The sequence below is a fragment of the Planctomycetota bacterium genome (assembly GCA_016125255.1).
In the GTDB taxonomy this organism is placed as follows: Bacteria; Planctomycetota; Phycisphaerae; order Phycisphaerales; family Zrk34; genus RI-421.
Map to the genome: position 1 here is coordinate 741,151 of WGMD01000002.1, position 22,641 is coordinate 763,791.

A 22,641-nucleotide genomic window follows, 5' to 3' on the forward strand; every position below is an offset into this window, starting at 1 on the left:
GCATGGGACGTCGCATTCAGGAAGAAGACCAGGGGTCGCTGGACTCACTGCTGGACACGATGACGAACGTGGTGGGCATCCTCGTGATCCTGTTGATCATGACGCAGCTTGGCGTCAGCGACGCGGTCAAGCGGATCCTGCGCTCCGGCGAGGAAAGCCCGGCGATGGTCATTACGCCCGAAGCCCTCGCCGACGCGAAGAATCAGCGAGAGGAGCTTCAGAAGACCGTCGATGCGCTGCGTGCCAGATGGAAGGAGCTTGACACGAAGCGGCCCGAAGACGTCGCGGCGATCGACGATGTGAAGAAGCTCACCGAACAGCTCAAGGCGGAGATCGAAGCGGCCAAGACGGCGAAAGTCAACTCCGACAAGCTCAAGGACGAACTGGCCCAGAGGACGAAGACGGCGGACGATCTGAAGACGAAGCTCGACGCGATGGAAGCGCAGATGGCGAAGCTGCGGGCGCAGCTTGAGGCGACGCCCGCGGCGGCGGCGCCGGCGACGAAGATCGTCACGCTGCCCAATCCCCGACAGGCCCCCGAGAACGCCAAACCGGTGACGCTGATCGTCAAAGACGGCCGGGTCACGCCGGCGGATGACGAGGCGCTGCGGACGGTCGTCGAAAATGCGCTCAAGCGCATGCACATCACGCCCAATGAGCAGGGCCTCATCGACTGCGAGAAGCTGCTCAATGCCTTTGACGCGGCGAAACTGGGCGATCGTTACTTCTACGTTCGGCTCAAGGTCATCAACTTCCGCCCGTACATCGTGCCCGAACGGCGCGAGACGGCGGGCGAGACGGCCGAGCAACTGGCCAGCCCCAGCTCGACGTTCATGCGCCTCGTCCGCCTGACCAAACAGCAGGGCAATTATCTCAAGTTCGTCGTCTGGGCCGACAGCTACGACGCCTACATCGAAGCCCGCCGGCTGGCGGACGAAGCGGACGTCGCGGCGGGCTGGACAGCGTATGACGCGTCGCAGGAATGGCGCATTTCGATACCGGGCAAAGTCGATTGTCTGGGCAAGCCCCCGCCTCCGCCGCCGGATCCCAATGCGCCCAAGCCGCCGCCGCCGGACCCCAACGCGCCTAAACCCAAGCCGCCGCTTCCAAAGGAAGACATCGATTAGTGAAGTGTGATGATGGGATTGACATCACCCCATCGCACGCCGAGCGCAAAAAAAGGCGTTCGACCGATTTGCATCGATCGAACGCACGGTCATCGCCCTTGCCGCCGGCCCGATACATTCGAGCCAATACCCGCCAAGGTTCATTGCGGCGCGGGCGTTGATTTCCTGAATGTCGCTCCGGTCACGGTCGCCGGTGCGGTGTACTTGGTCCATTGAACCGGCAGGCGATCCATTGCCGCCGAGGTCGTCGCGAGCAGCTTGTCGTTCCAAGGCAGCACCTCGGCAATGACAGTTCCGTCGTAGCCGACGGCGCGCAGGGCGCTGAACGTCTCGGCCCACGGCACGTCGCCTTCGCCGATGCCGCAGAACGTGTAGCGCCCCTGCCAGCCGAATTCGTTTTTGAAGTCCTTGATGTGCACCCGCTTGATGCGCGATCCGAGCAGCTCGATCCAGTGCGGCGGATGCTGATGCACGCCCATGAGATTGCCCGCATCGAAGTACGCCCCGAGCCGATCGGAGGCGAAACTGTCGATGAACTGGGCGAACTCGATCGGCGAGTAGAACAGGCCGTTCCACACATTTTCGAGGCACAGATCGACATGCACCTTCTCGGCCGCTTCGAGCAGTCGCGCGACGGCGTGGCGGCAGCGGGTCAGGGCATGGTCATAGCGGACTTTTTCCTTCGATGCGATCGGGCTCACGACGACGCCGGGCACGAAGAGCATCGCCTCGCAGCCGAGCCACGCCGCCCGCTGCAGCGCCGCGGCGTGTAGTTCGATGGCTTTTTCGCGCACGGCGGGGTCATTGCTGATCGGGTTCACACCCCAGCTCATCCCGCTGGCGAGCGTCTCGACGACGAGGCCGGACGATTCGCACAACGAGCGGATTGCAAGACAGTTAGCTTCGCTGGTCGAGGGCGTGATCACGCCGGTCGCGCCGATGCACAGTTCGAGCGCGCCAAAACCATGCGCACGGGCCTGGTCGAGCGCATCGGCGATCGAATGCGTGTTGGCCAGGCCGTCTTTCATGGACCAGTAGCTCATGCCCTTGATCATGCCCGCGCTCCCTTCGCCGCCGCCTGTTCGCTAAAGCGCATCGCGCGGACCGGGCCGCCGATCGCTGCGGGTTCGGGGTGGAGCGTGACACGCACGGACGCGCCGCCTTCGCGGATGCTCAGGTGCTCGGCTTCGGTGATCCGCACAGCATCGGCGGCGTCCTGAAGCGTGATCGTTTCGGGCGCCCGACCGGCGGCGATGCACTGAAGGAAATAATCGATCTCGGCGGCGTAGCCCATGCCCTTGACTTCGATCTCGCGACGCTTGACGCCCGGTTCGTAAAGCATCATCACCGGCCGGGCCGACGAATTGAACGTCACCGTCACCCGCTCGAAATTCACGCAGTACGCCATCGAGAACCCGAAGTCCTCCGCCATGGCCCAACTGCCCTCGGCAACGACAAGCGGGATGTCGTCGTAGAGGTAACGCGTATGAACATGGTCGATCGCGCTGGTGATCTTCGAGTAGCCGACGCTCTGCACGGCCTGCGGCTTGCCGAAGCAGTAGTGAATGAAGTCGGTGTCGTGGATGTGCAGATCGAGCAGCGCTCCGCCGCTCCGCTCGCCTTCCATGTAGAACGTCCCGCTGGGCGCGGTGGCGACGCGGCGGAACGTGGCGGCGAGCACCTTCCCATAGCGCTTCGCATCGATCGCTTCCTTGAGCCAGGTCCAGCCCGGCCAGAACCGCATGCAGTGCGCCGCGAAGGCGAAGCCGGTCGAAGCGGCGGCTGCGTCGGCCAAGCGCTGAGCTTCATCCGCCGATCGGCCCAGGGGCTTTTCGATGATGACATGCTTGCCCGCTTCCAGGGCCGCGATGCCGTAGGGCACATGCAGATCGGTCGGCAGGCAGATGTCGACCACTTGGATCTGCGGATCGGCGATCAGGTCCTCCGCCCGTTCGTAACGCTGGATCGAAAGATCCCCGACGCCGCCCTGCGCCTGCCCGTCGATATTGCCGTAGGCCCGCGTCCGGCCGTGAAGCCGGTCCGCATCGATATCGCACAGCGCCGCGACGCGTACATCGCTGCGCTGCCGGTAGATATCAAGATGCGTCAGGCCCATCATGCCAAGGCCCAGAATGCCCACAGTCGTCATGTCCATTCCTTTACGTCCCGAACCGATCCGATCGATCCGGGATATTTGCCATATCCATTTGACACCTTCGTGTCCCGCGGCCTATGGTGCCATGATATTAGCCATAATCATCGGAAATTGACATTCTTCAAAGCCAACACTTTATTTGCGAAATACCACAGCCATGAAGCCCAATCCCCTGCTGCATCTGAGCGAATCCCGCGTGATGGCAGAAAATTACCCCGAGTTGGCGGCCGTGGGAATTCAATGGGTGGGCATCACCCAGGTCCGCGGGCCGCGCACGCGCACCTCGTTCGATGAGGATCGCAAGCACAGCCATCTGCACATCGCCGCCGTCGGTCGCCCGCTCGTTCTCATCGACAAACGCTGGGTCGAACTGCCCGATGGCACCGCCTACGTCAATCCGCTCGGCAGCGAGTGGGGCTGGCGATACGAAGGCAACACCAACGAATCGCAGCAGCATCTGTTCGTGCGCTTCATCAACGGCTCCGACGGCGGCGTGCCGCGCGGCAAGCGCCATTCCTACCTTCAGCCCGACTGCGTCATCGACGATCTGCTCTGGACGTACCGCCAGCTACAGCGCGAATGCGTTTCCGCCGGTCGCTCCACGGTGATTCGATGCCTCGCCGAATTGATCGCCTTTCACGCACACGAGATGATTCACCCCACCGAGCCGACGTCGCAGCTCGCGGAGCTTTGGATGGCGGTGTCGGCGGATTTGACACGGGCATGGACGCTGGATGATTTGTGCGAAGAGGCGGCGATGAGCGCCGAGAAGCTGCGCCTCGTCTGTCAGCGCGAGCTGGGCAGTTCGCCGATGCGTCACGTGACGGACCTGCGCATGCGCAAGGCGGCCGACCTGCTCCGCACCACCGACTGGTCGATCGCACGCGTCGGCGTAGCGGTGGGCTATCCCAACCCGTTCAACTTCTCCGTCGCCTTCAAGCGTCGCCACAACTTAAGCCCCCGCGAATACTGCAAACGCCTCGCCTCCCGCCGGGCGATGCATTCCTGACGCCCGTCCGGACACCCACTCCGCCCTCCCGCGCCCGATCGCCGGCGTGATGGCATGGTCGTCGCATGTGCCGTTTCGGGCCTGTCCGCACCGCGCGACGGTACCAAGTCGGCTGAGCCGCAACGGTACGATCCGATGCCTTTGCAACGTCCTGATGGCCGGGAAATCGCTGTTTTCAACTTGATTTCCGTCCTCCCAAGCGACTCGAAGAATTGGCACGGCCTTTGTTGATTGACCTGCGTGTCGGCCCCTTCTCCGCGCGGTTCGTGCAGCGAGAAGGTGCGTGCATCCCACACATCACCGCTGATGAATCGGGGCCAGCGTGGTCCCGTCGTCGGTCGGTGGGTTGGCACTTGAGGCATCTCCGAGCAACCGCTTCGGAGGCCTCCTAATCGGCTGGGGCCGAAGGTTGGTTTCTATGGTCCGTCACATGCGCGGGCTGGTTTCGGGGTTCATTCTCTCCCTTCTATGCGTCACGATCGGCCGGGCCGAAGTCATCAGCGACTTCGTCATTCTCACCGACGGTCATGTCCACATCGGCACGGACGCCATGGTGCTCGGCGGACTCGTCGGATCGAATCTCGATTCATCGCTGGCGACGAACCCGGGGCCCAACTACGAGAGCATTGATCTGCTCTCGGGCTCGATGACGCTGGGACTGCGCGGACTGGCGAGCGTGCACGTCGGCACCAACGCCCTCGTCAACGGAAACATCACCGTCAACGGCAACGTCACCACCGTCAGCGGCGCGACCATCAACGGCGTCGTCAACGCCCGCGGCGGACTCGGCGTCGACCCCGCCGACGGCGATGTGCAGGGCGGCACCAACGCCACCTTCAACGGCGACATCCATGCCCACGGCGACGTCAATTTCAACTCCGGCGTCACCGTCAACGGTTCCGTCTTCACCAAAGGCGATTTCACCACCGGGCAGAACGGCCTGATCCAGAACCTCGGCAACGTCGACGCCGAAAAGAAAGTCGACCTCGGCGCCGGCACCACCGTCGCCGGCAATGTCCGTTATGGCACGACCCTGACGCTCCGCCCCACCGGCAGTCCGACGGCTCAAATCCTCGGCACCGCTGTGCAAACCGCCCCGTCATTCGTCGCTGAGCCGCAGGCCTTCGCCGCCGTCCCGCTCATGAGCGTCACCGCCGCCACGCCCGGCGTGACCAGCATCGTCAAGACCGCCAACATGTCCACCGACCTGGCCGTCGGCGATTACAAGGACATCGATCTGGGCAACAACAACACGCTGACCCTGCACTCCGGAACGTACAATCTGCACAGTCTGACGATGAACTCCAGCAGCGAGATTCACCTGGAATTCAACGCCGCGATGGATCCGATCCATGTGCTCATCGGGCAGGACGTCGTGCTGGGCACCGCGTCGGTCAATGATCTGACGATCGTGGTCAAGGTCGGCTCCGGCCCCGAGCAGGAAGTCAAGATGCTCGACGACGGCTCCGTGCCCAACTACGACCCGGGCGGTCTGAACATGAGCATGATCTCGCTGGCTCAGAAGGTCATCTTCGAAGTCGGCCGGGACTTCACGCTCCATGCCAACCATACGCGCAACGCCAACAATCAGGACGTCGGCGCTAACTGGCTGGGCATCGTCAAAGCGGTCGATGACATTCACCTGGGCGAATGGACCCGCACCATCGGCGCGATGTACGCCAACGATGACTTTGAGATGCTCGCCAACTCCAAGCTCAACGGGCAGGGCATCCTCGGCCCCGACCAGGGCCCGGTCATCGTCCCCGAGCCGTCGACGATCAGTCTGATCGTCGGCCTCGCCGGTCTGGCCCTGACACGCCGCCCCCGCAACTCGCGTGGTGTCGCCTAACCGCTGTAAACACAGATACTTCTCGTCGCAAGGAGCGTCCGATTCCCATCGGCGCTCTTTTTCATGCGCCGTCACCGGTGACAGATTTTCCTTGACGATGGTTCACTGCGGTCGGTACAGTATCCCCGTACTCGAACGCGCAGAACGACGGTAACCTTGTAGTTGCCGGCGCTTCGAGGGGAAAAAGGTTGTGCTCAAGGCGGCGTCCGCGCCGCCGGAGGCATGCATGAGACCGTTCCGGTACTTCCGGGCATCCTGACATCGTTGTGATTGGTTGAGCGCATCGCCGCTTGCGGTGCGCCTGCCGCATGGGCAGTGCCCGTGAGGCGATCGGTCGGACGAGCGGAGCGCGGAAAGAACGAACGATGCGAGCGGACGCAATGCCGCTCGCGGAATGGGAGTCAGAACATGATGAAGGGCACGCCAAAGAAACGTGTGATGCGCCATGGCGCGATGATGCTGGGGTTGTCGGTTGCGTGGGCGGCATCGGCGCGCGCTGCGACTTTTACATGGAACGTCACCGGGTCAAGTAACTGGGCCACCGGCACCAACTGGGTCGGCAACACCGCGCCTGGTCTCACCGGCACCGATACCATCCTCCAGTTCACCCGAGCCGCGTCAAACTACACCGCACAGAATACGGTCGGCGCCGGCACCACCGACGTCTTCCACCTCGTCGGACTCGAATTCACCAACACCGGCACGGGCACCTCGACCTACACCGTCTCCCGCGCCAACAGCCGCACCCTCAGCTTCGACGCCGGCTCCCCCTCCGGCAGCCCCTACATCGCGCTCGATGCCAACGGCGGAACCTTCAACTTCAACATCCCCGCCGCACTCACCGCCAATCTCGCCATCAAAGGCAACGGCACCGCCACCTTTACCTTCAACAGCGGCATCAGCGGCAATTTCGGAATCACCAAAACCGGCACCAGTCTCGTCGACTTCAGCGCCGCAAGCACCTACACCGGCCTGACCACCATCACCGGCGGCACCATCAAGATCACCGCCGCCAACGCCATCGCCTCCGGCAACAGCATGTCCATCGGCGCCGCCGGCACACTCGACATGAACAGCCGCGACGTCTCGCTCGACCAGCTCTCCGGGTCCGGCTCCATCTCCACCACCAGCGGCGCCCTGACCGTCGGCTCCGCCAACAGCTCCAACACATGGAGCGGCGTCATCAGCGGCGGCGGCGACCTGGTCAAAGCAGGCAACGGCACCTTCACCCTCGCCACTTCCCAAACCTACACCGGCAAGACCACCGTCAATGGCGGAACGCTCTTCCTCAACAGCGGCGTGTCGCTCTCGTCGTCGACTGATTTGACCGTGAATTCCCCCGGTTTTCTCGACGCCAACAGCAACAATCTCACCGTGGCATCGCTCGCCGGCTCCGGCAACATCAGCATGGGAACCGGCACGCTCTCCGTCGTCGGCGGTTCGACCTACAGCGGCGTCATCTCCGGCTCCGGGGGGTTCAACAAGACCGGCTCCGGCGCTCTGACCATGAGCGGAGCCAACAACTTCACCGGCCCGATCAACGTCACCGGCGGAACACTCCGTCTCTCCGGCGCCGCGAACCGTTTCCTCACCACCGTCGACGTCAACGTCACCGGCGGAACATTCGACCTCAACACCAACAGCCAGACCATCGACGCCCTCACCGGCTCCGGCACCGTCCTCACCAGCAGCAGCGCCACCACGCTCACCCTCGGCAATGACAACGGCTCGGGCGTCTTCAGCGGCGCCATCAACGAATCCGGCAACGTCACGAAAATCGGCTCCGGAACCCAGACGCTCTCCGGCACCGGCAGCACCTACTCCGGCAACACCAACATCAACGGCGGCGTCCTCTCCGTCACAACGATCAAGAACAACGGCACCGCCAGTTCCCTCGGCAACGCCAACAACTCCGGCGCGACCATTACCTTCAATGGCGGCACGCTCCAGTACACCGGCGCCACCGACGCCACCAACCGCGGCTTCACGGTCAATACGGGCGGCGCCACCATCGATATCGCCAACGCCGGCACCACGCTGACCTTCAGCGGCGCCGCCATCGTCGGCTCCGGATCCGGCGGCTTCGCCAAGTCCGGCGCCGGCACGCTCATCCTCTCAAACACCAACACCTACACCGGCAACACCACCGTCAAGCTCGGCCTGCTCAACATCACCGGCTCGCTCGCCAACAATGGGTCGAGCAAAGTGTTCATCGACGCCGATGGCAACGGCGATTTCGCCAGCGGGACCGACACGAAACTTTCCCGCGCCGTCGCCGCCGCCGCCTCGTACACCGGCTATGGATCCGCCATCACCAGCAGCGCGCTGACCAAGGCCGACCTGCTCGGCGGCTCGAATACGACGCTCGCCGTCAAATCGCTGGGCATGCAGTGGCGCACCGTGGCGAGCACCGTGGGCGAAATCAACCGCGGCAATCTCGCGTCCGATGTGATCAACCTGACGGGCATCGACACGACGAAGTTCGTGCTCCAGATGAACTACGCCCCCATCGCCAACGAAGCCGTGCTCGCCGCCGCCCAGCAAATCCGTCTCGCCTGGCTCGACACGAACACGAACACATGGAAGAACGCCATCCTCGGCAACCATGGTGCGAACGTCGGTCTGACGAACGTACAGGGAAGCTGGGCCGGCGCCGGCGGCAGCACGCTGGTGCTCGGAAGCTGGGGCGTCGACACGACCAATCACGTCGTCTGGGCCGTGCTCGACCACAACAGCCAATTCGCCGTGCTCGTCCCGTCACCGATGGCGCTGCCCGCCGGTCTGACGCTCCTGTCCCTGCTGGCCGCGCGTCGCCGCCGCTGATCAACCCGATTCGCAACATGCCCGCCCACCGGACCCGACCGATTGTGATTTGACGCCCCGACCCGCTACAATGCCCCCACACTCTGCGGGCGTAACTCAATTGGTAGAGTGTCAGCCTTCCAAGCTGAATGTTGCCGGTTCGATCCCGGTCGCCCGCTTTGGATTCACGCGGTTTTGGCGCGTGGTCCTTCATTGTCGCATCTGCAATAGCGCATAAAAAAGCCCCGTTGCGTTCAACGGGGCGGTGGGTTAAGCGTCGTTACTCGACGGGCTTGTCCAGCGCTTTGATCGGGAAAAGCTGGCTCGGCACGTGCTGCTGGATCATGATGGCTTCGCACTTTTTGACGATGTCGGGATGTTCCGCGGCGACGTTGTGCGACTCGCCGGGGTCTTTGTCGAGGTCGTAGAGCTCGGTGACGATCTTGCCTTTGGCGAGGCCCTGACGGATCGCCTTCCATTCGCCGATGCGCACGAACTGCTGACCGCCGTAGCCGGCGAACTCGCGGTAGAGGAATGGGCGGTCGGGCTGGGGCTGGCCGAGCAGTGTGGGGATGAGACTGATGCCATCGACGTTGCCGGGGACTTTGTCGGCGGCGCCGGCGAGTTCCATGAACGTCGGCAGCCAATCCTCGAAACCGCTGATGCGATCGCTGACCTTGCCCGCGGGGATGTGACCGGGCCAGCGTGCGATCATCGGCACGCGGATGCCGCCTTCGTAGAGCGAGCCCTTGAGGCCCTTGAATCCGTCGGCGGATTCGAAGAATTCGCTGTCGGACCCGCCGAGGCGGTTGTACGTCGGCCCATTGTCGGAGGTGAAGATGACGATGGTGTCATCGTCGAGGTTCAGTTCCTTGAGCAGGTCCATGATGCGCCCGAAATCACGATCCATGCGCGTGATCATCGCCGCATACGCTGCGCGCGGCGTGCGATTGGGCAGATACCCCTTGTTGCCGACATACGGCGGGTCGGGCCACTTGCCTTCATATTCCTTGAGCGAATCGTCGGGCACCTGCAGCGCCAGATGCGGCACGCTGGTGGGGATGTAGCAGAAGAACGGCTGATCCTTGTGATCGCGGATGAACTTTATCGCCTCTTCGTCGATCAAGTCCGGGGCGTACTGCTTGCCGATGTACTGCGCGTAGAGCTTTGGATCATTCGCGTCCGCGCCTTTGGCGAGCTGACCGCTGAGCCAGTGGGCGCCGTGCAACAGATCGGGGTTGTCGAGCGGGACGCGGGCGTCATCGCTGTAGAGGTAATTCGGGTAGTAGTTGTGAGCATGACGCTGACAGTTGAAGCCGTAGAAATGATCGAAACCCTGCGCGACGGCGTCGCCTTCGGATTTGACCGGACCGAGGCCCCACTTGCCGAACGCGCCGGTGCCGTAGCCGGCGGCTTTGAGCAGTTCGGCGATGGTGACGGTGTCGGCGGGAATGGGCGTCTGTCCCTCCGGCTGCACCTCCTTGTTGTCGCGCACCCAGGTATGCCCCGGATGCTGCCCCGTCATCAGCACGCAGCGCGACGGGGCGCACACGCCGTTGCCGGCGTAGTGATTCGTGAACTTCATCCCCTCCGCCGCGAGCTTGTCGATGTTGGGCGTCTTGATCTTCGTCTGCCCGAAGCAGCCCAGCTCCGAGTAGCCCAGATCGTCGGCGAGGAAAAAGATGATGTTCGGCTGACGCGCCTGGACCGAGGCGACAAGCAGCACACACAATACACAAAGCCATCCGATCCGTTGCATCGCGACCCTCTCAGATTACATTACACGCACAACGGCCGCTCATTCACCGTCATTGCATCCGCGACGGCGGCACGGGCGGGTGAGGCGGCCGATTCGCAACAGAGTACCCGATCGAGCGGCCCGGCGGGTCAATATGGAATCGGCATTTGCGTGCGGTGGACGTAACCGCGATGCCAGGTCAGGTCCCACAGATCTTCAAGGTTGACATGGCGGGCCGAGCCGTCGAGGAAGGACATGTTGATCGCGCCGTAGTGGCGACGGATGACATAGCGGCCCATGAGCGAGACGCCGAGCGGCACGGGCTGCGTCGCCGTGGCGGCGGGCTCGGTGGTGGGCGGCGCATTGGTGCTCAACGGATAGGAATTGTGCCAGATGCAGTCGCCCAGCAGCGGGATGTTGGTCGGCTCGGTGGACATGCCTTCCGTGCGGAAGTGACGATCGATGTCGTTGCCCCAGCCGGTGGTGGAGTGGGTATGGATGTTGACGCCGTAGCTGCCGCCGCCGTCAAACCCGACGCCGTAGGTATTGACGTTAAGCCACCATCGGCGCGTGCGCGAGCCCCAGACTTGTGCGAATCCGCTGCCGGAGGGATTGGGGAGCGTGTAGCCGGCGGTTTCCGGGCAGTAGCGGATTTGATCGGTGCTGACGTATTGATTGATGAGTTCGAGCCAGTGCGGATCGCTGGCGTTGGTGGACGAAGGCGGATGCACGCCGAAGTAGTCCGCGGAATAGGCGATGTGCCCCAGCGCGATCTGCCGGAGATTGGACAGGCACACGACGGACTTCGCCGAGGTGCGCGCCTCCCGCAGCGCCGGCAAGAGCATCGCGACAAGCATCGCGATGATGCTCGTGACGACGAGCAGTTCGATCAAGCTGAATGCACGCCTGCGCATGAAGGTGTATTTCGCTGGTAAGGAAAGCTCAGGGATGGCCATCCCTGAGCTTTCGGTGGCTCAATCGCGCTTCCGCATCGCCAACAGGCCCATGAGCGTCAACCCCGCCAGCAGCGCCGTCGGCGTCGGGATTAGGCGGAGCTGATAGGCATTGATATGCGAATTGCCGAAGCCCTGCGGCGCCATCGTGATCGTCTGCGTCGAGCCGATCGCGGTGAAGGTGCCGAGGACGTTGCGACCCATGACGTTGCCGGCATTGGTGCCGCCCAGCACGTCGACGTTGTTGCCATTGCCGTCACCGTACCGCATCACACGACTCTCGTTCCCGTTCCGTCGGTCCGCGTAGAAAAGCTGAATCTGATACATCAGCCCATTGGTCACCGCCAGGTTGATCGAAGTCGTGCCCGTGCCGCCGCCGAAGCTGACGGAGTTGAGCATGTTAAAGATCGGGTCGCCGGCCGAGAATCCGGCGACGGTGCCGATGAGCATGCCCGAGGCGGCCATCCCCAGCGGCGCCGTATTCGACGTTACAAACGTCACGCCGTTGACCGTCTGATTGCTCGCCCCGCCGGCGTTGACCGCGGTCACGAGAATGCCGGAGGTGCTGATGTCCGAGATGGCGTCGGTGCCATCGACCGCGCCCCATGTGATGACGGCCGCATCGACCGGCGTGGTGAACATCGACGCGATGGCGAGGCAGAGGACAGCGGTCACGGTAGCGGTCAAAGACTGGCCCGATTGCATGTCAGTCTCCTTTTTGAAGTGTTCGAGAAGTGGAAATGTCTGTCACGTCGCGCACGATCCACGCATTGATATGCGCATTGGCGCGACCCCGCGGCATGATGTCGATTTTCTGAGTCATCCAGTCGGCGGTGAATTCGCCCAAGGCGGTTTGCCCCATGCGGGCGGCGCCGGCGGCATGGAGCACCATCGGATCTCGGCCGACAGCGATGAACGCCATCGCAATCTGATCCAATCCGCCCGCGCGTGCGTCGGCGAAGAAAACCTGCACCTGATATCGACGTCCGGGTGTGAGCCCTTCGAGCATCAGCGGTCGAAGACTCGCATCGCCGAAGGAAACCGTGTCGAGCACCGATTGCAGCGGCGTATGAGTCGAGGCGCCGATCATGCCCATCGCCGCCTTCCCGAACGGCGCGCTGCCCGTGCCGACGAAGTCCATCGTCACATCACCGATTGGCACAGCAATGGTCTGCCCCGCCGCGCCGCCCGCGTTGAAAGCGCCGACGAGCACGCCGGCGCGATCGATCGACTCGATGCCGACTGTGTCGATCGGGCCGCGCCATGTGATCGGCGAAGCCGGCTGGTCCGCATTGTGGATCACGAGCAGGTCACCGCGAATGTACGCCTGCTGCCCCGCGACGAGCATCTGACTGCCGTGATTCGCTTCGGCTCGAACAATGCCTTCCCGCACTTTGAGTATCGCCGCCCCATACACATCGCAATCGAGCTCGAAGCGTGTGCCCAGATCAATGACGCGCCCGCCGCCGGGCAGGTCGACCGTGAACCCGTGCGCTTCAGGACGAACCAGCGCGACGAGCCGCCCCGCCGTCAGCATTGCTCTGTTTTTACCGGTCATTTCGAACGAGCACGGCCCGGTCAGATCGACGACGGCGGACGACTCGAATCGAAGCTGGACCTTGCCGGCGAGCAGCTTCACCGGCCCGGCGGAAAGCGCATCGCCCAACTGCGGCGCGCCGGCCGCCTGATCGAACACCGCATCGTCCGACTTGTCCGAGAGCATCGCGATTTTCGCGGCGGTCGGCACTCGAACTTCGGATCGCGGGCTTGGGGGAAGGAACACATACATCAGACCGACCGCAAGCGCGATCATCGCCGCCAGTCCAAGCAGCCGGCCGACCGGGAATCGCGGACGATCCAAAGCAACCGTCGGCGCCGCAAGCACCGCCCGCGCGCCGCTGGCTGATTCGATCAGCGCCGCCCGCTGCCAGCACAACTCCACATACGCACGGCTCATCCGCGCGTCGGTTCGCATCATCTCCATCGCCTGCCGCTGCGACGCTGCGTCGAGTACGCCGTCGAGCAGAGCGATGCATGTCCGGTACATCTGGGCCGTGGGCTGGGGTGACAAGTCGCTCATGCGTCGGCCTCGCTCTCGAGGCGTCGAGTGACGCAGTCGGCGAGATACCGGTGGATGCGAGACAGGGCCACGCTGACGGTGTTGGAGCTGCGACCGACCGCGTCGGCGAGGCGCTGCCCGGTGAGGTTGTCCACATAGCGCATTCGCACGATGCGGCGCGACCGCTCGCTGAGCTGATTCAGACACGCGCGCAGCGCTTCGGTCCGAGCCGAGTCCTTCACGTCCGGCCGCTGAGCCCATGCGTGATCAAGCTGATCGAGCCATTGCGCGTCGACGCCGACGACCCGCCCCCGCCCGCGCTTCAGCTCGTTGTACGCCAGGTTCCGCGCCGTGACGGTCAGCCACTTGGCCAGATGGTCCTCATTTTCGATCCGGTCCCGGTGCTCGAGCGTCCGCTGGCAGACCATCTGAAAAAGGTCCTCCGCCAGATTTTCATCGCGCACGATCGACAGCAGATAGCCGATCAGCGAGACGCGGCGAAAGACCAGATGGTCGAACAAGGCCTTGTCAGATAAAGGCATGCAACGCTCCGCAACTCGAATCGAGCCCGATCCTCATTGATATAACAACCCAAGGCGGACATTTTGTACATCCGGAAAATGAAAATCGCCCGCACCATGGCGTGCGCGGGCGACTGAGTTGATCCAGAGCTTCCAATCGGCAAACAGGTTACGGCGATTGGCCCATCAGCTTGAGCATCGCGGCGGCGGATTCGTGGCCGATGCGGGTGTACCAGATGGCGCTGCCGTAGTCGTGGTAAGGAGCTTTTCAAGCCGCTGCTCCGCCACCTCCGCCACGCGCTGGGCCATCGCCTCGTCGAACACCACGTGGTCCCGGCCGAGCTTCTGGCGATGATTCGCCGCCTCGTAGAACGCCACCCGGTACGCCCAGGCCGTCAGATTCTCCACCCGCCCCGCTTCTTCCACCTTCTTTAAGAGCGTCATATTCGTCTGCTGAAGCACGTCCTCCGTCGCATGCCAGTCAATGACAAGTGACTGGATATATGCGCGCAACCTTGGTTGCTGCATGATGATATGATTCATCACCTGCTCTTTTGTCAGCCTCGACATGCGCGATCTCTCCATATATAAGCGTTGCGCCCCAGCGAAACGTCAACACGAAACGCCAAATTATTCGATGGGGTCGTCGCCCTGTTGCAGGCGCGATTCGATGCGCGGATCGGGGATGAACCACATGATCGCCACCGCAACATAAATCCCGATCGCGGCCCACCGGCTCAGGCCCGTCAGCGCAATGGCGGCGGCGTACATCACCAGCGAAACCTTCCCCTTGATGTCCCGCCCGACCGCTTCGCGCAGTTTGGCGTTGTGCGCTTCGCAGCGGATCAGAAAATGCTGCAGGATCGCCCACGCCAGCCCGCTCATCAGCAGCACGAAACCGTACAGCGCTGTGGCGATCGGCGTGAAATGCGTCTCGTCCATCCAGCCCGTCGCGAAGGGAATCAGCGACAGCCAGAACAACAAATGCAGATTCGCCCACAGCACCGGCCCGCTCACGCGCTCGGCCGCCTGAAACATGTGGTGATGATTGTTCCAGTAAATCCCCAAGTACGCGAAGCTCATCACATACGCCCCGAACACCGGCAGCAGCGGCTTCAGCGCCGCCAGGTCCTCCCCATGCGGCACCTTCATCTCCAGCACCATGATCGTGATGAGAATCGCGATCACGCCATCACTGAACGCTTCAAGACGACCGGTGTGCATGCGTCATCGCTCCGTCGCGCCGAATCACCCGACCGTCGAACCCGGCGGCACCGGCTTGCCCGGCGTCAGCAGAACGACATCGGTAATGTCCTCGCCGCTCATGGCGCTGGCGGCCATGAGCATGCCGTTGGACTCTTCGCCACGAATCTTGCGCGGGGCGAGATTGGCCACGATGATGATCTGCTTGCCGACCATCTCCTCCGGCGGATAGTAGGCCCGCACGCCGGCGCAAATCTGTCGCTGACCCAGTTCGCCCAAGTCGATCTGAAGCTTGAGCAGTCGGTCGGCGTTCGGATGCGGCTCGCAAGCGAGCACCGTCGCCACGCGAAGGTCCAGCTTGGCGAATTCGTCGTATTGAATCTCGGGCTTGAGGTCGGGCATCGGGGGCTCCTTCGTAAAGATCGGATGATAGCACGCCGCGGGCGGCGTCGCTAAACTTGGGGCATGATCCATGTCGCGCTCAAGGAATGGTCGATCGTCTGTGACCTGCTCACCGAAGGGAAGCTCACGCTGCTGCTGCGCAAGGGCGGGATTCACGAAGACGAAGGCCCGGGCGTGTTTCGGCTCGAGCATCCCAAGTTCGTGCTCTATCCGTCATGGGCGCATCAGAAACCGATGATGATCAAGCCGGCTTACCGCGAGCGGGTGAAAGTCATGGACGAACCGGCGGCGATTCCGTTTCATGCGGTCGGCGAGGCGGCGAAGATCTGGGAAGTGCCGAGCCGGGCGGCGTTCGATGCGCTCGACGATCTGCACTGCTGGACGAGCGAGCAGATCGATATGCGCTTCAACTACAAGCCGGATCATCCGCTGTACCTCGTCGCGGTGCGCGTGTCGAAGCTCGATACGCCGCGGTCGGTGGTCAACGACTGGAAGTACGGCGGGTGCAAGAGTTGGGTCCCGCTCAATGCGGGCGACGAAGTGGACGAAACGCAGGCGAAGCCCGCCATGAGCGATGCGGATTTTGCGGCGGTCGTCGCGCGGGTCGATGGGGCGTTCGCGTGATTACATCACGATCAGGAATGTGGCGAAGAGGGTGATCCAGACGACATCGAGGAAGTGCCAGTACCATGCGATCATGCGGACGGTGTTGGGATTGACCGAGTGTTTTTGCCATGCGCGCCAGCAGACGAACGAGAGCGGGACGAGGCCGCCCAGAACATGCAGGGCGTGGATGACGATCATGGTCAGCGCCAAGCCGTAGAGCGCCAGCCCGTGATGAATCGCCGCGTGGTGCTCGATGGCGAGTTGGATCAGGCACGGGGTCTGCACGGCGATGAAGACGATGGCCAGCGCCCATGCGGCGAACAAACGGCGGCGGCGCGTCGGCGCGTCGCCCGCCTTGGCGGCACGGTGAATCGTCACGGTCGAGGCGATGAGGATCAGCGTCGAGAACCACAGCGCGGGGGGCAGATGAATGTGCGGCAGCGCGTTCTCGTGCGGGCTGACGAACCGGAAGACGAACAGGCCCACGATGCTGGCGGCGAAAAGCATGGCCAGCGAGGCGATGAACAGGCGCGTGCCGAGTTGGCGGAGGGCGTCGTTGGAGGATGGGTCAGGACGACGCGGCAGGCCCGAGTCGCCGAGGGGAAAGTCGGCGTCAGCGGGGAACGGCGGTTTCATCAGGGTGCGGCCGGTGCGGGGGCGTGCTCCGCGGGCTTTTCCGCCGGCGGCTCGGCGGGCTTCTCTTGGGACTTCATCTCGGGCTTGTGCTCTTCCTTGCCCGACTCGTGCTTGGCGGATTCATGCTTGGCGAGCTCAGCTTCGGACGCCCGCATGATGTTGTCTTCCACGTGCGACGGATTGTCATGCGTGAACGCCGCGATGTTCGGACTGTACTCGAAGGTATCGAGCGCGGAGATCGAGATGAAGAGCGTGACAAAGATCAGCGCGGTGATGAGGGCAAGGGCGTTGAAGAGCTTGTCCCACCAAAGGTGCATGAAGAACAGCACGACGAGCGAGCCCTTGATGAGCGCGATGATCATCGCGCCCAGCAGGTTGTAGTAACCCAGGTCGAAATACGTGATGCCGACGGTCAGGGCGGTGAGCACGAGCAGGGCGCCGAACACGGCCGCGAGGAGCCAGAACGGCACGGCATGCGACGTGTGCTGGCCGTGATGGGCATCGTCATGAGCGGAGTGGGACATAAAAGCGTCTCGCTTAGTGAATCAGATAGAGCAGCGGGAACAGGAAGATCCAGATGAGGTCGACAAGGTGCCAGTAGAGGCCCACGAGATCGACGGGCGTGTTGAACTCGGGGCTGAACTCCCCGCTCTTGACGCGGATCATGACCCATGCGATCAGGCCCATGCCCACCAGGACGTGCAGCCCGTGCAGGGCGGTCATGGCGAAGTAGATCGAGAAGAACGGCCGGGCGATGGTCAGGTCCTCGGGCGTCTGGCCCATCTCGGCGTAGGGGTCCTCACGACCGTTGACCATGATCGGTTCGCCGGAGCCGTGATGTCCGTGCGCCCCGGTCCGCATCGCCGGATCGACCATGCCGCTCGGCGACGCGGCGGGTTTGGCCAGTCCGGTCCCGAACGCCGGGGGCGCGGCCGGTGCGGCGGCGGGCGCTTGGGGTCCGGCGGCTTCTTCGCGCATCTTGGCCAGCTCGGCGGCTTCCGCCGGAGCGACGTACCACGCGCCCGGCCCAAGACCGTGCTCGAACTTCTGCGTGTACTCGATCGACTTGACGATCATGAACCCGACGCCGCCCATGAACGTCAGCCCCATCAAAAAGAAGCAGAACTTGGGCTTGCCGATCTGAATGGCACGGACCGCCCAGGCCATCGTGAAGCTCGAAGCGATGAGGACCAGCGTGTTGAACGCGCCCCAGAACTTGGACAGCCACACGTGCCCGAACTCAAAGGCCTCGTAGTGATTGGCGCGCCAGAGCGAGTAGGCGCAGAACAGGCCGCCGAACATGAGGATTTCGGTGCCGAGGAAGACCCAGATGCCCAGCTTGGCCGAGGTGTTCTGCTGGTTGGGCGTATCAAAATGGTGCGCCAGCCACTTGGGGTGATCGTGGTGGGCGTGCTCGGCGTCGTGCGCCTGGGCTGGGGAAAGTTCCGCTTGGCTCATCGTGCCACCTTAATGATGTTCGGCGCTGGACTGGGGCCGAACACGGATGTAGTCGTTGGTTTCGGGTCGGTACTCGACGTTCTCGTAGTCGTACGGTTCGCCGCCGACGGGCATGTTGGCCTCGTCGAAGTTCGTGAACGGGGGCGGCGAGTTGGTCTGCCACTCGAGCGTGGTCGCGCCCCACGGATTGACCGGGGCCTTCTTGCCCTTCATGAGCGAGTAAATCAGCACGACCGCGAGCGTCAGGAAACCGGCAAGCTGCATGTACGCGCCCATCGTCGAAGCGACGTGATACGCGTGAAACTCCGGCAGATAGTGCCAGTACCGGCGGGGCATGCCGCGGCTGCCCATGATGAACTGCGGGAAGAACGTCAGGTTGAAACCGACGAAGATGAACACCCAGGCCACGACGGACCAGAACTGGTTGTACATCTTGCCGAACATTTTGGGCCACCAGTGATGCAGCCCGCCGAGGAAGGCGAACACGGTGCCGCCGACCATGACGTAGTGGAAGTGCGCGACGACGAAGTACGTGTCATGCAGATGCACGTCGGTCGCCATCGTCGCCAGCGGCAGGCCGGTCAGCCCGCCGATCGAGAACACCCAGATGAACGACAGGCCGTAAAGCATGCCGGGCGTCAGTTCGATCGCGCCCTTGTACATCGTGGCGAGCCAGTTGAAGACTTTCACCGCCGAGGGAATCGCGATGGTGAAAGTGATGAGCGAGAAGATGGTGCCGGCGAGGGTCGACTGGCCGGAGACGAACATGTGGTGGCCCCAGACGAGGAAGCCGAGGATGGCGATGGCGATGGAGCTGAAGGCGATGAACTTGTAGCCGAAGACGCTCTTGTGGCTCCCGGTGCCGATGAGTTCGGAGACGACGCCCATGGCGGGCAGGATCATGATGTACACCGCCGGGTGCGAATAGAACCAGAAAAAGTGCTGGAACAGGACCGGGTCGCCGCCGAGGGCGGGATCAAAGATGCCGATCTGCAGGGCACGCTCGGCGATGAGCAGCAGGAGCGTGATCGCCAGCACGGGTGTGGCGAGAATCTGAATGATCGCCGTGGCGTAGAGCGCCCAGATGAACAGCGGCATCTGGAACCAGCCCATGCCGGGGGCACGAAGCGTATGAATCGTCGCCAGGAAATTCACAGCCGTCAGAATCGAGGAAAATCCGAGAATGAACGCGCCGAAGACGGCGGGGATGACGCCCATGTACGGACTGTGCGAACTGGAGTACGGCGTGTAGAAGGTCCAACCCGTGTCGAGCCCGCCCAGCGCCAGGGCCAGCACGAAGAACGTCGCGCCGGTGACCCACAGGTACCAGCTCATGAGATTGAGCCGGGGGAACGCCACATCCTTGGCCCCGATCATCAGCGGCAGGCAGAAGTTGCCCAGCGCCGCCGGGATGCCGGGGATGATGAACAGGAAGACCATCACCGCGCCGTGGAGCGTGAACATCTGGTTGTAGGTATTGGCGCCCATGATGGTTTCGCCGCCGGTCAGATGCTCGGTGCGGACCATGATGGCGAAGAACCCGCCGAGCCCGAATGCGCCGAGGATGCACGCCAGGTACATCAGGCCGATGCGTTTGTGATCGAGCGTGGACAGCCAGGACCAGAGGCCCTTCTGATGATTGATGTAGTTCGTCTCGCCTTCCATGCCGTAGAGGCCGGTCAGCGTTGCCTGTGTGGTGGTCATAGTTTTAACGCCCTCCATTTTTACCGGAGGCAATCATAAGGTTCATTCGGGTTCGTTGAACGGACTCTTCAGGAACGACACCAGCTCGTCGATCTGGCTGGGGGCGAATCCGAAGGCGGGCATCGGCGAGGGTTTGGGATAGCCGGCGACGATCTTGGCCTGCGGATCGGCGATGGATTCATGGATATACGCTTCGTCGATCTTCACCGTCGAGCCGTCGGACATCTTCTCGTCCTTGCCGAAGATGCCCTTGGAGAAATCAGGGGCGGCCACGGAGCGGACCAGGCCGTCTTCGGTGAGCTTGTGGCAACCGGTGCAGTTGGCCATGAACGTCTTGCGGCCTTCCTGCCAGGGCGTGCCCTTGATCGGCCTGGGCGGGAGCCAGCCCTTCTCATGCACGATGACCTTGCTGAGCATCATCGAGTGATCCGTCCCGCAGTACTCGGCACAGAAGATCTGCCGGCCGGTCTTGGCGGCGATTTCCTCCTGCTGATGGCGGGCGTATTCCTCGAACTGGTTGGGCTTGAGCTTGGCGAACTTCGCCTCCACTTCGTCCTGCACGCTCTTGCCGCCGGACGCATCGGCGTTATTCGCCCGCTGGCCTTCGACTTCCTTGGTCAGCTCGCCGCGGATGTAGGCATTGAGCGCGTCGCCTACGAGCAGCGGGGCGTCGGCGCTTTCGGTCGCGCCTTCGGTCTGGAACCACAGCGTGTTGTACCGGCCGGGCACAACGTCCTTCTTCACGCGGAAGTCGGGGATGTACATGCTGTGCAGCACGTCGATGCTGCTGAGGCGCAGCACGACCGGGCGACCGGCGGGCACATGCAGATAGCCGGACGTGTACCCGTTGGGATACTCGAAGGACCATTTCCACTTTTGAGCATGCACGTTGATCTGATACGCGTTGTCCGGGACGGTCACGATGTCCAGATAGCCGGTGAACCCGGCGTAGAAGATATAGATGCAGATCACCAGCGGCGGCAGGGACCAGGCGAGTTCCAGACCCGTGTTGTGATTGGAGGACACGTCCGCCTTGGTGCGCGTCGGGGTGCGGCGGTACTTGAGTGCGAAGAACACCATGATGACGATGATCAGCACGAAGAAGAAGACCGTGACGCCGTTGATGAAATTGAACAGCGGGTCGACCTGACCGGCGTGATCCGACCCTTCGGGCGGGAGCATCAGGGAGCCGGTGTCGCCGGCGCCGAGCGTCAGCATGCGTGCCAGAGGCGCGACGGAATTAAGCAGGATTGGGTGCATGGGCGGAGTTCGTCTTCCTGTTGCGTCGGGCTTCGGCCCAACGGTAGAGCACAATCGCGATCACCAGCACCAGCACGGTCAACACCGCGCCCAGGCGCATGATCTTCATCGCCGCCGGACCGTAACGTCCCTTGGCCGGGTCATAGGCAAAGCAGTACATGATGGCGTTGTCGATCACCGAGCCGACGCTCCCGCCCCCCGCTTCGACCACGCTCAAGCGCGTCGTCGTCGGGTCATAGGTGATGCCCGGCAGGACGCGCGACAGGCGCCCGTCGGCGGTCAGAATGAACAGGGCGGCGCCATGGGCGAACATGCCCTGCGCATCGACCCATTTGAACTTGAACCCCGCCGCGTCGGTCGCACGCTGGATGTTCTGCGGATCGCCGGTCAGGAAGTGCCAACCCTCCGCGGCTTCGGGCTTGCCCAGCGCGGCGATGTAGTTGGCCTTCTTCTTGCCCGCCAGCACGGGCGTGTCGTTGGGGTCGAAGCTGATGGTGACGAAGTTGAATTCCTTGCCGGGCGTGTAGGAAAGCTGCTTGAGCGTGTTGAGGGCGCCGTTCAAGGCGAGCGTGCACAACTGCGGGCAGTTGAAGTACACGAAATTGAGCACGACGGGCTTGCCCTGATTGAAGTAGTCGCCGAGCTTCACTTCCTTGCCGGTCTCATCCTTGAAGACGGTGTCGAGCGGAATCTGCGCGCCGAGCTTCTGCTCGATCTTCACGCCGTCCAGATCCGCGGCGAGCCGCGGGTCCTGGCTCTGGGCGCGCACGGACGAATTCATGCTCGCAAGGAGCATCGCGATGATCAGGATGTTCCGCTTGAAGGTCATTAGGGATTATTGGCCCTTGGCGGCGTAGATTTCCATCGCGCGGTCCAGCGGGATCTTCACGCGCGTCTTGCCCTGATCGACGTACTGGAGATTGGCCAGGTGCGCGTGCTGCTCATCAAGGTACGCCTGCGTGTCGGCGGGTCGCTCGCCGAAGGACACTTCGGCGTTGCGGGCCTCGTCCTGCTTGTAGAACCATGCCTGCGTGCAGATCATGATGACAAGGACGAGAATCACCGTCACCACGCCGACGACCGCCACCAGCAGCGTCTTCATGTCGTCGATGTTGCGGACGGGCGTCGTCGTGTGTTCGTGTTCAGCGGACATATCGGT

General features: G+C 63.0%; 22 protein-coding genes and 1 tRNA gene. 6 read left to right on the forward strand and 17 right to left on the reverse strand.

Going from position 1 to position 22,641, the window contains the following annotated elements; translation table 11 throughout:
* The first annotated feature begins 2 nt into the window (after positions 1-2).
* Positions 3-1,127: a hypothetical protein gene (locus GC162_04315; GenBank protein MBI1367860.1), complete on the forward strand. Its 1,125-nt coding sequence runs from the start codon at positions 3-5 to the stop codon at positions 1,125-1,127.
* Between the two features lie 140 nt (positions 1,128-1,267).
* Here GC162_04315 and GC162_04320 read toward each other — a convergent pair whose 3' ends face one another.
* Both GC162_04320 and GC162_04325 read right to left on the reverse strand, forming a co-directional pair.
* Entirely contained in the window at positions 1,268-2,182 is a 915-nt protein-coding gene (locus GC162_04320; GenBank protein ID MBI1367861.1) for a TIM barrel protein, read from the reverse strand.
* The gene (locus tag GC162_04325) at positions 2,179-3,276 is read right to left on the reverse strand and encodes a gfo/Idh/MocA family oxidoreductase (protein ID MBI1367862.1); all 1,098 of its coding nucleotides are present in this window, start codon (positions 3,274-3,276) and stop codon (positions 2,179-2,181) included. Before GC162_04325 ends, GC162_04320 begins: the two co-directional genes overlap by 4 nt.
* Before the next feature lie 163 nt (positions 3,277-3,439).
* Between GC162_04325 and GC162_04330 the strand changes: the two genes are divergently transcribed.
* From GC162_04330 to GC162_04345, 4 genes are all read left to right on the forward strand, one after another.
* Positions 3,440-4,291, forward strand: a complete 852-nt coding sequence (locus GC162_04330) for a helix-turn-helix domain-containing protein (protein ID MBI1367863.1) — start codon at positions 3,440-3,442, stop codon at positions 4,289-4,291.
* 418 nt (positions 4,292-4,709) lie between these two features.
* Positions 4,710-6,140, forward strand: a complete 1,431-nt coding sequence (locus GC162_04335; GenBank protein ID MBI1367864.1) for a PEP-CTERM sorting domain-containing protein — start codon at positions 4,710-4,712, stop codon at positions 6,138-6,140.
* Positions 6,141-6,548: 408 nt separating this feature from the next.
* The gene (locus GC162_04340) at positions 6,549-8,963 is read left to right on the forward strand and encodes a hypothetical protein (GenBank protein ID MBI1367865.1); all 2,415 of its coding nucleotides are present in this window, start codon (positions 6,549-6,551) and stop codon (positions 8,961-8,963) included.
* An 85-nt stretch (positions 8,964-9,048) separates the two neighbouring features.
* A tRNA-Gly gene (locus tag GC162_04345) sits at positions 9,049-9,121 on the forward strand.
* Between the two features lie 101 nt (positions 9,122-9,222).
* Here the strand turns inward: GC162_04345 and GC162_04350 are convergent.
* The 8 genes from GC162_04350 to metG form a co-directional block, all read right to left on the reverse strand.
* Positions 9,223-10,701, reverse strand: a complete 1,479-nt coding sequence (locus tag GC162_04350) for a sulfatase-like hydrolase/transferase (GenBank protein MBI1367866.1) — start codon at positions 10,699-10,701, stop codon at positions 9,223-9,225.
* 128 nt (positions 10,702-10,829) lie between these two features.
* Entirely contained in the window at positions 10,830-11,594 is a 765-nt protein-coding gene (locus GC162_04355; protein ID MBI1367867.1) for a prepilin-type N-terminal cleavage/methylation domain-containing protein, read from the reverse strand.
* Positions 11,595-11,654: 60 nt separating this feature from the next.
* Positions 11,655-12,338 (reverse strand): PTPA-CTERM sorting domain-containing protein, encoded by a 684-nt coding sequence (locus GC162_04360; protein MBI1367868.1) that lies wholly within the window; start codon positions 12,336-12,338, stop codon positions 11,655-11,657.
* A gap of 1 nt (position 12,339) precedes the next feature.
* The gene (locus tag GC162_04365) at positions 12,340-13,713 is read right to left on the reverse strand and encodes a hypothetical protein (protein ID MBI1367869.1); all 1,374 of its coding nucleotides are present in this window, start codon (positions 13,711-13,713) and stop codon (positions 12,340-12,342) included.
* Positions 13,710-14,234, reverse strand: coding sequence for a sigma-70 family RNA polymerase sigma factor (locus GC162_04370; GenBank protein MBI1367870.1), 525 nt, complete (start codon positions 14,232-14,234; stop codon positions 13,710-13,712). Before GC162_04370 ends, GC162_04365 begins: the two co-directional genes overlap by 4 nt.
* A gap of 165 nt (positions 14,235-14,399) precedes the next feature.
* Positions 14,400-14,798 carry a hypothetical protein gene (locus GC162_04375; protein ID MBI1367871.1) on the reverse strand — a complete coding sequence of 133 codons (399 nt, stop codon included), beginning with the start codon at positions 14,796-14,798 and terminating at the stop codon, positions 14,400-14,402.
* A 45-nt stretch (positions 14,799-14,843) separates the two neighbouring features.
* Complete coding sequence (locus GC162_04380; GenBank protein ID MBI1367872.1) at positions 14,844-15,437, reverse strand: DUF1211 domain-containing protein; 594 nt, start codon at positions 15,435-15,437, stop codon at positions 14,844-14,846.
* Between the two features lie 24 nt (positions 15,438-15,461).
* Complete coding sequence (gene metG / locus GC162_04385) at positions 15,462-16,010, reverse strand: methionine--tRNA ligase subunit beta (GenBank protein MBI1367873.1); 549 nt, start codon at positions 16,008-16,010, stop codon at positions 15,462-15,464.
* Between metG and GC162_04390 the strand changes: the two genes are divergently transcribed.
* Positions 15,882-16,442: a DUF1802 family protein gene (locus tag GC162_04390; protein ID MBI1367874.1), complete on the forward strand. Its 561-nt coding sequence runs from the start codon at positions 15,882-15,884 to the stop codon at positions 16,440-16,442. The genes metG and GC162_04390 overlap by 129 nt on opposite strands.
* On the opposite strand, the gene GC162_04395 is transcribed toward GC162_04390, so the two are convergent.
* The 7 genes from GC162_04395 to GC162_04425 all read right to left on the reverse strand — a co-directional run bounded on the left by GC162_04395 (position 16,443) and on the right by GC162_04425 (position 22,635).
* Positions 16,443-17,060, reverse strand: a complete 618-nt coding sequence (locus GC162_04395) for a hypothetical protein (protein MBI1367875.1) — start codon at positions 17,058-17,060, stop codon at positions 16,443-16,445.
* The gene (locus GC162_04400; GenBank protein ID MBI1367876.1) at positions 17,060-17,584 is read right to left on the reverse strand and encodes a hypothetical protein; all 525 of its coding nucleotides are present in this window, start codon (positions 17,582-17,584) and stop codon (positions 17,060-17,062) included. The genes GC162_04395 and GC162_04400 overlap by 1 nt, the downstream gene beginning before the upstream one ends.
* Before the next feature lie 13 nt (positions 17,585-17,597).
* Entirely contained in the window at positions 17,598-18,227 is a 630-nt protein-coding gene (locus tag GC162_04405) for a hypothetical protein (protein ID MBI1367877.1), read from the reverse strand.
* A 300-nt stretch (positions 18,228-18,527) separates the two neighbouring features.
* Positions 18,528-20,222, reverse strand: coding sequence for a cytochrome c oxidase subunit I (locus GC162_04410; protein ID MBI1367878.1), 1,695 nt, complete (start codon positions 20,220-20,222; stop codon positions 18,528-18,530).
* 42 nt (positions 20,223-20,264) lie between these two features.
* A complete protein-coding gene (locus tag GC162_04415; protein MBI1367879.1) occupies positions 20,265-21,482 on the reverse strand; it encodes a c-type cytochrome in 1,218 nt (405 codons plus the stop codon).
* Positions 21,463-22,311: an SCO family protein gene (locus GC162_04420; GenBank protein ID MBI1367880.1), complete on the reverse strand. Its 849-nt coding sequence runs from the start codon at positions 22,309-22,311 to the stop codon at positions 21,463-21,465. Before GC162_04420 ends, GC162_04415 begins: the two co-directional genes overlap by 20 nt.
* A gap of 6 nt (positions 22,312-22,317) precedes the next feature.
* A complete protein-coding gene (locus GC162_04425; GenBank protein ID MBI1367881.1) occupies positions 22,318-22,635 on the reverse strand; it encodes a hypothetical protein in 318 nt (105 codons plus the stop codon).
* Between the last annotated feature and the right edge of the window lie 6 nt (positions 22,636-22,641).

What these genes read in the sequence shown, in the direction of transcription:
- GC162_04315 (MBI1367860.1), top strand. Translation starts at nt 3, where the DNA reads ATGGGACGTCGCATTCAGGAAGAAGACCAGGGGTCGCTGGACTCACTG.
- GC162_04320 (MBI1367861.1), bottom strand. Translation starts at nt 2,182, where the DNA reads ATGATCAAGGGCATGAGCTACTGGTCCATGAAAGACGGCCTGGCCAAC.
- GC162_04325 (MBI1367862.1), bottom strand. Translation starts at nt 3,276, where the DNA reads ATGACGACTGTGGGCATTCTGGGCCTTGGCATGATGGGCCTGACGCAT.
- GC162_04330 (MBI1367863.1), top strand. Translation starts at nt 3,440, where the DNA reads ATGAAGCCCAATCCCCTGCTGCATCTGAGCGAATCCCGCGTGATGGCA.
- GC162_04335 (MBI1367864.1), top strand. Translation starts at nt 4,710, where the DNA reads ATGGTCCGTCACATGCGCGGGCTGGTTTCGGGGTTCATTCTCTCCCTT.
- GC162_04340 (MBI1367865.1), top strand. Translation starts at nt 6,549, where the DNA reads ATGATGAAGGGCACGCCAAAGAAACGTGTGATGCGCCATGGCGCGATG.
- GC162_04350 (MBI1367866.1), bottom strand. Translation starts at nt 10,701, where the DNA reads ATGCAACGGATCGGATGGCTTTGTGTATTGTGTGTGCTGCTTGTCGCC.
- GC162_04355 (MBI1367867.1), bottom strand. Translation starts at nt 11,594, where the DNA reads ATGCGCAGGCGTGCATTCAGCTTGATCGAACTGCTCGTCGTCACGAGC.
- GC162_04360 (MBI1367868.1), bottom strand. Translation starts at nt 12,338, where the DNA reads ATGCAATCGGGCCAGTCTTTGACCGCTACCGTGACCGCTGTCCTCTGC.
- GC162_04365 (MBI1367869.1), bottom strand. Translation starts at nt 13,713, where the DNA reads ATGAGCGACTTGTCACCCCAGCCCACGGCCCAGATGTACCGGACATGC.
- GC162_04370 (MBI1367870.1), bottom strand. Translation starts at nt 14,234, where the DNA reads ATGCCTTTATCTGACAAGGCCTTGTTCGACCATCTGGTCTTTCGCCGC.
- GC162_04375 (MBI1367871.1), bottom strand. Translation starts at nt 14,798, where the DNA reads ATGGAGAGATCGCGCATGTCGAGGCTGACAAAAGAGCAGGTGATGAAT.
- GC162_04380 (MBI1367872.1), bottom strand. Translation starts at nt 15,437, where the DNA reads ATGCACACCGGTCGTCTTGAAGCGTTCAGTGATGGCGTGATCGCGATT.
- GC162_04390 (MBI1367874.1), top strand. Translation starts at nt 15,882, where the DNA reads ATGATCCATGTCGCGCTCAAGGAATGGTCGATCGTCTGTGACCTGCTC.
- metG (MBI1367873.1), bottom strand. Translation starts at nt 16,010, where the DNA reads ATGCTCGAGCCGAAACACGCCCGGGCCTTCGTCTTCGTGAATCCCGCC.
- GC162_04395 (MBI1367875.1), bottom strand. Translation starts at nt 17,060, where the DNA reads ATGAAACCGCCGTTCCCCGCTGACGCCGACTTTCCCCTCGGCGACTCG.
- GC162_04400 (MBI1367876.1), bottom strand. Translation starts at nt 17,584, where the DNA reads ATGTCCCACTCCGCTCATGACGATGCCCATCACGGCCAGCACACGTCG.
- GC162_04405 (MBI1367877.1), bottom strand. Translation starts at nt 18,227, where the DNA reads ATGGCCTGGGCGGTCCGTGCCATTCAGATCGGCAAGCCCAAGTTCTGC.
- GC162_04410 (MBI1367878.1), bottom strand. Translation starts at nt 20,222, where the DNA reads ATGACCACCACACAGGCAACGCTGACCGGCCTCTACGGCATGGAAGGC.
- GC162_04415 (MBI1367879.1), bottom strand. Translation starts at nt 21,482, where the DNA reads ATGCACCCAATCCTGCTTAATTCCGTCGCGCCTCTGGCACGCATGCTG.
- GC162_04420 (MBI1367880.1), bottom strand. Translation starts at nt 22,311, where the DNA reads ATGACCTTCAAGCGGAACATCCTGATCATCGCGATGCTCCTTGCGAGC.
- GC162_04425 (MBI1367881.1), bottom strand. Translation starts at nt 22,635, where the DNA reads ATGTCCGCTGAACACGAACACACGACGACGCCCGTCCGCAACATCGAC.